Source organism: Phaeodactylibacter sp. (assembly GCF_040219495.1).
In the GTDB taxonomy this organism is placed as follows: Bacteria; Bacteroidota; Bacteroidia; order Chitinophagales; family Saprospiraceae; genus Phaeodactylibacter.
In genome coordinates this window covers 56,158-65,643 of the sequence record NZ_JAVJSK010000104.1, presented here as the reverse complement: position 1 = coordinate 65,643, position 9,486 = coordinate 56,158, and the positions used below count along the sequence as shown (strand labels likewise).

Annotated in this window: 8 protein-coding genes; 6 read left to right on the top strand and 2 right to left on the bottom strand. The window is 52.3% G+C overall.

The features are described from left to right. On the bottom strand, positions 1-2,077 hold a 2,077-nt coding region (locus RIC19_RS16705; RefSeq protein ID WP_350179486.1), incomplete at its 3' end, for a LamG-like jellyroll fold domain-containing protein. 414 nt (positions 2,078-2,491) lie between these two features. Further along, positions 2,492-4,051, bottom strand: a complete 1,560-nt coding sequence (locus RIC19_RS16700; RefSeq protein WP_350179485.1) for a polyamine aminopropyltransferase — start codon at positions 4,049-4,051, stop codon at positions 2,492-2,494. Between the two features lie 101 nt (positions 4,052-4,152). Between RIC19_RS16700 and RIC19_RS16695 the strand changes: the two genes are divergently transcribed. The 6 genes from RIC19_RS16695 to RIC19_RS16670 all read left to right on the top strand — a co-directional run bounded on the left by RIC19_RS16695 (position 4,153) and on the right by RIC19_RS16670 (position 9,474). Continuing rightward, positions 4,153-4,701, top strand: a complete 549-nt coding sequence (locus tag RIC19_RS16695; RefSeq protein ID WP_350179484.1) for a Cj0371 family chemotaxis-regulating polar lipoprotein — start codon at positions 4,153-4,155, stop codon at positions 4,699-4,701. A 42-nt stretch (positions 4,702-4,743) separates the two neighbouring features. Beyond that, entirely contained in the window at positions 4,744-5,217 is a 474-nt protein-coding gene (locus RIC19_RS16690) for a hypothetical protein (protein WP_350179483.1), read from the top strand. Next, positions 5,207-6,406 carry a glutathionylspermidine synthase family protein gene (locus RIC19_RS16685; protein ID WP_350179482.1) on the top strand — a complete coding sequence of 400 codons (1,200 nt, stop codon included), beginning with the start codon at positions 5,207-5,209 and terminating at the stop codon, positions 6,404-6,406. The genes RIC19_RS16690 and RIC19_RS16685 overlap by 11 nt, the downstream gene beginning before the upstream one ends. A 35-nt stretch (positions 6,407-6,441) precedes the next feature. Beyond that, positions 6,442-6,819, top strand: a complete 378-nt coding sequence (speD, locus tag RIC19_RS16680) for an adenosylmethionine decarboxylase (protein WP_350179481.1) — start codon at positions 6,442-6,444, stop codon at positions 6,817-6,819. Between the two features lie 122 nt (positions 6,820-6,941). Continuing rightward, complete coding sequence (locus tag RIC19_RS16675; RefSeq protein WP_350179480.1) at positions 6,942-7,652, top strand: glycosyltransferase family 2 protein; 711 nt, start codon at positions 6,942-6,944, stop codon at positions 7,650-7,652. A gap of 100 nt (positions 7,653-7,752) precedes the next feature. Next, complete coding sequence (locus tag RIC19_RS16670) at positions 7,753-9,474, top strand: glycosyltransferase family 39 protein (RefSeq protein WP_350179479.1); 1,722 nt, start codon at positions 7,753-7,755, stop codon at positions 9,472-9,474. Positions 9,475-9,486 lie beyond the last annotated feature (12 nt).

Below are 9,486 nucleotides of genomic sequence, written 5' to 3'. Positions count from 1 at the left end.
TATCCCGCTGGCTAAGCATGGTCTCCGTGCCGGCGAAGCCGCCGTACAGGCTAATGCCATCTTGAAGCTGGAAGGTATAGTCTCTTGGGACTGCACAGCCAGTGCATGGTGTTGGGTATGCGGAGGGCTTATAGGTGCCGGTCGCCACCCATATCTGCTCTACGTTGGGGCAGGAAGCTGCCAGACTGAGGGCATCCTGGAGGTCGGTAAAGGCGTTGGCCCAGGAGCTGCCATCGTTTGTGCCTGATGCGTCGGCATCGACGTAGAGAACACTACCGACCAGGCAGTCGTTTTTACCCTCCACCCAATTTGAAGTGCTACCGTTGAGTGTAAAATTCTGTAACTCTCCCGGTGCGTCGGGGAAAGCCAAATTGGCTACGGCTTCGATGCCCGGATTGTTTGCATTGGCCACGCCATGGTCAAAATCAAATGCATGAAGCAAACCTGGTTGAGGACCAGTGAACTGCCCGGCAATACTTTGTTGAATCTCAGCCTGGGTTTGAGCGACTGTCCAGATTTTCACCTTATCCAGTGTACCTGTTGTAAATTCTGAAGTTCCAGATATCGAACCCAGATAGAAACCAGAATTAAATGACGGAACAGGGGAATCGGAAGATTGTCTTTCCTCTACCAATACGCCATCCAGGTAGGACTTAAACCCATTAGCTGTATTGCGCTGCCACGTAAAAGCGATATGATGCCAGTTGCCGTCGTCGAAGCCTGTACCCAATGAAACGCCATTTGTACCTCCATCGTTGGAAAGGATATGCTGCATTGGATTGTTTGTATCACCATTCCAGCCGGCCACAATAAAGCCACCACCATTCTGGAAGCGCACAGCTGATTGGGGATTGCTGCCCTTGAACCAGTACTCTACCGTTATCGCATCGCCACCTGGGAAGAAGTTATTTGCACCACAAGCTGAAAATATTTTGACATGGTCATCATTTCCGTCAAAATCAAGGCCATTCCCCGTTGTGACCGGAGGGGGGACAACTCCTACATAACTGCCCTGATATTCGTATGCGCCCATATCAACGGTGCCGCTGTTGAAAATCCGGTCATTATTACTGAGGTCGGTAACCGTACCTGCCGGAATAGCGGAATTGAGCCCATTATCAATAGCACAGGAGTTTGGCTGTAAACGCAGGTCTCCTCCATTGCCCAGGCCCACAGCTGGCTGATTAACGAAGGCAGGGTCCAAGCTGATATTCCCCACTCCACCGTAGCCGGACTGAATAATGGAATAGGTGACACCAGGATTGCTTGAACCAGCATTCACGATATCTGAGCTGTTGCCCCATAGGATGGAGTTGGTAACAGTTGGGGAAGAATCGTCATTGTATATCGCTCCACCACTTGCAAAAACTGTATTACCGGAGAACGTACAATTAATGATTTGTGGTGAGGAAAAGTTAAAATTGCCCATTCCTCCGCCAATAGCCCCTGAGTTGCCAGAGAACACACAGTTAATAACCGTTGGGGAAGAAAAGGAGAAATTACCCATTCCTCCGCCATTAGTCGCATTGTTGGCGGAGAAAATACAATTGACAACGGTTGGAGAAGAATTGTTCTCATTATACATCCCCCCTCCTTTAGCAGCTCCGTACCCTCCGGTAACCGTAAAGCCATCTAGCACGGCAGTGCTTAATAAACTATTCCCGCTATTATCAATGACATGTAAGGAGTTATCTGTATTTCCACCGCCTCCAATTTCTCCACTAAGGATAGTGGGATTCGCAGCCCAATCCCGATCACTAAGCATATTCTCTGTGCCATCGAACCCACCGTAGATGGCCAGGTCATTCTGCATGACAAAGGAAGCATTTCGGTCAGTACCGGGGGTTGGTTTGTACGTGCCCTCAGCCACCCAGATTTCAGTTACAGCCATACAGTTAAATCGAGCTTCAAAGAGTGCGGTCTGCAGATCCGTGAAAGCATCCATCCAGGAAGTCCCATCATTGGCTCCAGAGGTAGCGTCAGCATCGACGTAGTATCTATTATTGGTTGGGCACTGTGCATGAAGCGCTTGTCCGGCTAGCAGCAAGGTAAAAACGAAGAGTAGTATTTTGTTCATTATCTTAAGTTTCAGAGGTCTTTCCAGTAGCTTCATAACAGTGTTTGTGAGAGATTAAAATTTGTTCGTTCCTGATCAATAATCTGGCTGAATATGCCTCGACAAAATGACCAGCTGATTCACCCACAAATCTAGCCCCATGCCCTCCGAAATTGTTATTCAATTCGTTGCAAAGATTTGTCAATTCGTTGCATCGGAGATTTTTTTTATGATACAACGAATCGGTAAAAAATTAGATACCTACCTGACTATCAGCATTTTATTGGTTGCATAAAGAATTAGGGCTAAAAAGGGGCTACAGGCGAGCGGTTGCGTTTCTGTTTTGAGAATACCGGTACAGCGTAGAGGAAAACAAACCGTAAAAAGCGGGCTTTTGGGGTGACGGGAGTAGCCGAAAAATAAGCCTAACCTATACTACTCCACCACCACCTCCCGGCTCCACTTCTCCCAATCCTCCAGGTAGTAATCCAGCAACGCAGGCTGGTCCAGGCGGTTGGGCTCCAGGCCGGAAGGGCGGGCGGAATCGTCGGGGAAATGAAGCATGGCTTCCACTACCTCCCCGTCCAGATAACGCACGGGCAGGCCGGTACTGAAAGGCGTAATGGCAAGCGGCTGCGCCCCGGCGAGCACAAAGCCCCAGTCGCCAAAGGAGGGTACGTAGGTGTGGTAGGGCAGTACGTGCCGGAAGCCGGTCACCTTTAGGGTCTCCACGATACACCAGAAGGCATCTCGGGTATGGAAAGGGCTCGTCGCTTGCGTGGCTAACACCCCATTTGCCGTAAGGCGGTTGCGGGCCATACCGAAAAACCAGGTGCTGTAGAGGCGGGCCACGGCCTCGTTGGAGGGGTCGGGCAAGTCTACCAGGATCAGATCGTAGTAGTCTTCTGTTTCTGCCAGAAACCGGCTGGCATCCTGCGCAATCGTCCGCACCCTGGGGTCGTCCAGTGCGCCCTCATTGAGCTGCCGGATATAGGGCTGCTCCCGGCCGAGTCGGAAGACCGCAGAGTCGAGGTCAACGATAGTAATCTGCTTCACTTCGGGGCTCTTCAGCACTTCCCGGGCCAGCAGCCCTTCTCCCCCACCCAGGATCAGCACCTTTTCTTTATAAGGCGCGGACTCCAGGGGGACAATCCCCAGGGACTCGTGGTAGCGGTACTCATCCGTAGAGGAAAACTGAATAACCCGGTTGATGTACAGGCGCACATCCGACCGGTTTTTGGTCACCGTCAACTGTTGGTAGGGCGTGCGCTCGCTGTACACGATACGGTGCGGGTAGGAACGGCTGTCCCAGTCTTCCAGCAGGGGTTGTGCCTGGTAAAGCAGGATGCCGAAAACCAGGCTGATGCCGAAGGTTATGCCAAGCATACCACGGACCAGCGACCGGGGCAAGCGGCCCGCAAAATAGAGCAGTATAAAAACGCCCAGGCTCACATTGACCAGCCCGAAAAACACGGAGCTCCGGAACAGCCCGAAAAACGGCAGCAGCAGGAACGGGAACAACAGCGTCGCCAGTAAAGCCCCGAAGTAATCCAGCGACATCACATTGGCCAGATTCTCCCGCAGCGGGTAAAACTTTTTCATAATGCGGGCCAGCAGGGGGATTTCAAAGCCGGTCAGTACCCCAATGACCACCGTAAGCCCGATGACCAGCCCCTGATAGGCCTCCGGCGAAACCCGGGCAAAGAAAAAATACAGTAGCGGCACGCTCGCCCCGCCCACCAGCCCGAGCAGGCCTTCCACACCAATAAACCAGGCGGCCAGGCGCTCTTCCGGAAACCACTTACTCAGGTAGGAGCCCAGCCCCATGGCGGCCATATAAAACCCGATGGTGAGCGAAAACTGCGTGATACTGTCGCCCAAAAAGTAGGAGGAAGTGGTGCTGATCAACAGTTCGTAAATGATGGAACACAGCCCGGCAATGAAAATGGCAATCCCCAGGACGGTTTTCTCAGCGCGTTTTTTTTGGAAGGGCATAGACTTTTCTCTACTTTTAACGAAGCAATCATTTTCAGCGTGCTAAGATACAGGCTCTGTATAAAAGCAATGCCCTATTTCGTAACCCTATACCTAAAATAATGAGAAAGCACACCACTGCCTTTGCCGGTGCATTAGCCCTGGCCTTCTTCCTGTCCGCATGCGGCGGCGCTCAACGCGTTGATCAGGACGCCGGCATCGTTACTACCGTCCGCGAAGTCAGCAAAGGCGAATTCAAAATTGAAGACGAACAGATGGTGGAAAGCAAAAGTGCGAGCGCCATCATCGCAAAATATGCAGACAATACCACCGATACCATCCCGCTGAGCGAGATGGAGCGGATGATGAACGATACAACGATGGCGCAGGCCAGTCAGGATACGACCCACAACCGCCATCATTATTACCGGCGGCATAGTTCTATGTTCAGCATCGTCTCCTATGGCATGATGGGCTATATGCTGGGCAGAAGCCGGTCTGGTTTCCGCCCCCGGCCCAGCGCTTATGTCAATCAGTCTGCCTACCAGCGGGTCAACAATACCACCGGAACGCGCTTTCGGAATGCCACCTCACGAAAAACGACTTCCCGCCCTTCCAAAGGCAAATCGGGCTACGGTGGTAGCCGCTCCACCCGTTCCTCCGGCGGATAATTTCATTCATAAGCTCTACTTTAAAACGAAATCACTGTTTTCATGAAACCTAAATGGATTATTTACCGCGCGATCGCTCTGATCGTCATTGGCTTCAATTTGTGCAGCAATGACGAACCCGAGACCGTAACCGAAGAGGTATCTATCCCAACAGAAGGCCTCATTACCACCGTAAAAGAAGTACAAAGGGTTCAGTTCCGTATTGAAGACGAGCAAATGGTGGCGAAGTACCTCCACAGTAGCATTGAGACCTTCACACTGGAAGAGGTGCAACTCGTTAAGGACACCACCACCACTGAGTACCGCCGCCGTTCGGCCCTGCAGATAGCATCCTTTGGGCTGATGGGCTCCTTCTGCCCGAACAGCTCGCCCTACGTCGACAAAAACACTTACAACCGGGTGCCTGATGGCGCGGGGCAGCGCATGAAAAGCAGTCTCCGCCGAACCACCGTAACCCGCCCTGCCACTGGCAAATCAGGGTATGGGTCCGGATCAACCCTTTATCATGTTGGATAACCGGCTAACCGATATTGGACGGCTTTCGCCCAGGCAGCTCCGTAAGCAAGGCCTGGAGTGGTTTATCGAAGGCGATAACCACGACTACTTTGCCCCGGAACTGCTCGGGCTGGCCGACCGCGAAATCTCCACCTTCAGTCAGGCGGCCAGTGAGCTGTACGAGCGCCTGCTACTGGCTGCCCGAAAGGTCGGAGAACAGGAACTTTGGGAGGCGGCGGGCATCCCGGTCAATGCCGTGGAAGCCGTTGACCACTCCCTGAGACGGGAATGGGGCAACCACCTCGTCGGCCGCTTCGACTTTGCAGGTGGGCTGGACGAAGTCCCGCTGAAGATGCTGGAGTTCAACGGGGATACGCTTTCGCTCATGCCTGAGACCCTCAGCGTACAGCCCATGATGCTGGATGCCCTGCCCCGTCGCGAGCGCAAGAACGCCCGGCAGTGGAACCACCTGCGCACCGGGCTCGTCAAAGGATTGAAACAGATACTGCAGCGCTACCCCAACCGCCCCGCCACCTTGCTGCTGATCGGTTTGGGGCACGAGGAAGACTGGCTAAACCTGGATGTCATCGAAATGGCCGCCAAACAGGCCGGGTTTGAAGAAGTGCACCGGGCTCCTATGGAAGAAGTCATCTTTTCAGAGGAAGAAGGAATTTTTCTGGAAATTGAGCCGGAGGAATTCCTCCGTTATGATTTTGTTTTTAAAATGGCGCCCTGGGAGTTTATCGCTTACGAAGAGCCCGAGCTGATGCGCCTGCTGACGCAAGTTATCAAGCGCGACCTCTGCGTGATCCTCAACCCGGCTTACAGTATGCTGCTGCAGTCTAAAGCCCTGTTGCCGATGCTGCACGAGCTGGGCATTCAACACCCGGCCCTGCTGAAAGCCAGCCGGTCTGCCGCAGCCTTCCCCGGCCATCGCTACGCCGAAAAGCCGATGTACGGCAGGACCGGTGATAATGTACGCCTGTTCGACGGCAGTGCCCAACCCATTGCTGAAAACGAAGGGGATTACGGCGATTTCCCCCGTATTTACCAGGAACTGGCCCCTTTTAACATCGATAGCGATGGCGACCGGTATCAGCCCAGTGTGTATATCGCAAGTGGTGAAGCCTGCGCGCTTTGCTTCCGCCGTCAGGATGGCCTGATCGTGGATGATGATGCAGAATTTGTGGGCCATTATGTCAAAGCCTGATTTGTTCCTATGGAGTACCCAAACCTTACTGCTTTATGACCCGCCCCGTACATATACCCGTTAAGCAGGCTTTGGGCCGGCATGTGCTTTTAGAGCTCTACCAATGCCCGAACAGCCTCCTCAAGGCGGGCACCCAATTGGAAGCCTACCTGAAAACGGCAGCCGAAAAGATGGGCGCAACAGTCGTCATGTCTAACTTCCACCAGTTTTCGCCCTACGGCATCTCGGGGGTGGTCATCATACAGGAGAGCCACCTGACCCTGCACACCTGGCCGGAACATGGCTACGCTGCTGTGGATCTTTTCACCTGCGGGGATATAGACCTGGAGGCAGGTATCAACTATTTGGTCGCCGCTTTCGAGGCCAAACGGTCGGACTGGCAAATGTACGAGCGGGGGAAGGGGCTGGGTTGAGCCTGCCCTGGTAAAATGCCAATACAAAAGTTAGGGCGCAATAGTCGGGATAACATGCAAATCTCTTTTTTACCTTTGTCTTTTCGAAGCAACAAACCAAAAGCGACATACAAACCACGCGCATGAGCAAGACCCTGTCTATCGTCATCCCGGCCTACAATGAAGGGCGGACCATCCACCTCATCCTCGATAAGGTTGGTGCCGTTGAGCTGAGTGCCGGTTTGCAAAAAGAAGTCATCATCGTTAACGATTGCTCAACCGATGATACAGAAGCAGCGGTGGAAAAATACCGGCAGGCAAAGCCCGGCCTTAACATTCAGTACTACAAGCATGAGGTCAATAAAGGGAAGGGCGCGGCCTTGCATACCGGCATCCGTGAAGCGACCGGCGACTATGTCATTATTCAGGATGCCGACCTGGAATATGACCCGGAAGAGTACAACATCTTACTGAAGCCTATGCTGGACGGGGTGGCAGACGTCGTGTATGGCTCTCGTTTCATGGGCGGCAAGCCCCACCGTATCCTGTTTTTCTGGCACTCCATCGGGAATAAATTCCTGACCTTCCTCTCTAATGCCATGACCAATCTCAACCTCACGGATATGGAGACCTGCTACAAGCTGTTCCGCCGGGAGACTATCCAAAGTCTCCCATTGAAAGAACAACGCTTTGGTTTTGAGCCGGAGGTCACCGCCAAAGTGTCGCGCATTCCGAACATCCGTATTTACGAGGTGGGGATTTCTTACTACGGCCGCACTTACGCTGAGGGCAAAAAGATCAACTGGAAGGACGGTTTTCGGGCGATTTATTGTATTTTGAAGTATAATTTATAGCCAAATGACCGCTCCGAAGCCCCAAAATCGCTCTTTTTTTGCCTTACTTTTCTGTGTCGCATTCATTTTAGGTACCCATGCTTACTATCCTAAATGGCAGATGACCAAAACGGAAGCCACCATCAGCTGGGATGTTTCCGGGTATTATTTTTATCTGCCTGCCTTATTCATTTACAAAGACCTCCGCAAGGTCGAATTCCGTGACAGCATAGTGCAGCAATACGAAATGTCAAGCGGGGGCTATCAGGCGTACGATCATGAAAGCGGCAACCGGGTCATGAAGTACTCGGCAGGAATGGCCTTACAGTATTTACCATTTTTTGCTATTGCCCATAGCATCGCCACTTTTTCCGGGTATCCGGCAGATGGCTTCTCCCGCCCCTATCAGATGGCGATCAGTTTTGGCAGCCTGCTAATGGCTTTTCTGGGGTTGTTTTATGTAAGAAAAAGCCTGCTGCATTACTTTGACGATACGGCAACAGCCCTCACCTTGGTGGTGATCGTGGCAGCAACCAACTACCTGAATTACAGCGCCATCGATAACGCCATGACTCATAACTGGCTGTTTACCCTTTATGCCCTTCTGATCTGGCAGTCTATCCGGTTTTACGAACGCCCGGCTTCCTGGCGTGCCTGGTGCATTGGTGCAACCGTTGGGCTAATGGCACTTACCCGGCCTACGGAAATCATTGCGGTACTTATTCCACTGCTCTGGGGGCTGGAAGGCAGGAAACCATTGCCTGGTCGGATTAAATTTTTCCTGAATATCCGGGGGGGGGGGGCAAAATATATTCTACTTTCCGCATTAGGCGTAGCTATCCTTGGCAGCATTCAACTGATTTACTGGAAATATGTGGCAGGAGAATGGCTCGTCTACAGCTATCAGGATCAGGGGTTCAGCTGGCTGCGCCCGCACCTCTGGCAGGGCTTTTTTAGTGGTAAGGGAGGCTGGCTGATTTATGCTCCCGCTATGATCCTTTCGCTAGCCGGTTTTATAGCGCTGTGGCGCAAACAACGACAGCTTTTCCCCGCAATAGCCATCTTCACTTGTCTTTTCATTTATATCACCTTTGCATGGGATATCTGGTGGTACGGAGGCAGCTTAGGGCAACGGGCGATGGTACAGTCCTACGCCGTCTTGGCCTTCCCAATGGCTGCATTGATAGAATCGGCATGGAAGCAACGCGCATTAAAAATCGGAATAATAGCCTTTGCCCTCAGTTGCATTTATTACAACGTCTGGCTCACCCATCAGGCCCACAAAGGGGGATTATTCGTGACGGAACAAATGACCTTGCCTTACTTAAAAGCCATTTTTCTGCGCAGCGAAGTACCCGGGGAAACCATCAAGCTGCTGGATACGAAAGAGCTTTATTCCGGAACGCCCAATATTATCAAATCGCTCGCCTACCTGGACTTCGAATCGGACTCCCTGGCCCACGACTGCCCTATCCCCCCAATAGAAGGCGACCGTTCTTTCTGCCTGTCGGAGGACACCCCTTTTTCGCCTCCCATTCACATACCTGCCAGTGAAATCACTACCCCCTGGATAAGAGTGGAAGGAGACTTCCGCTGCCAGCAAAAAGAATGGGAGTACTGGCTCATGGCACAGCTGATGGTGAAGTTCAAAAAGGGCGAAGAAGAAATACAGACACGCTTCCTGCGCCTGTTTCGGCTGCTGCCGCCTAACAGCACGAAGACGCTTTATCTTGATGTACCGGTACCGAATAAGGACTATGATCAGTTGGAAATCCAGTTCTGGCAATCCAATGGTAAAAAGCCATTAGCGATAGATCAACTCAAAGTGTTAGCGATCGAATGATGCGGGCTTTCC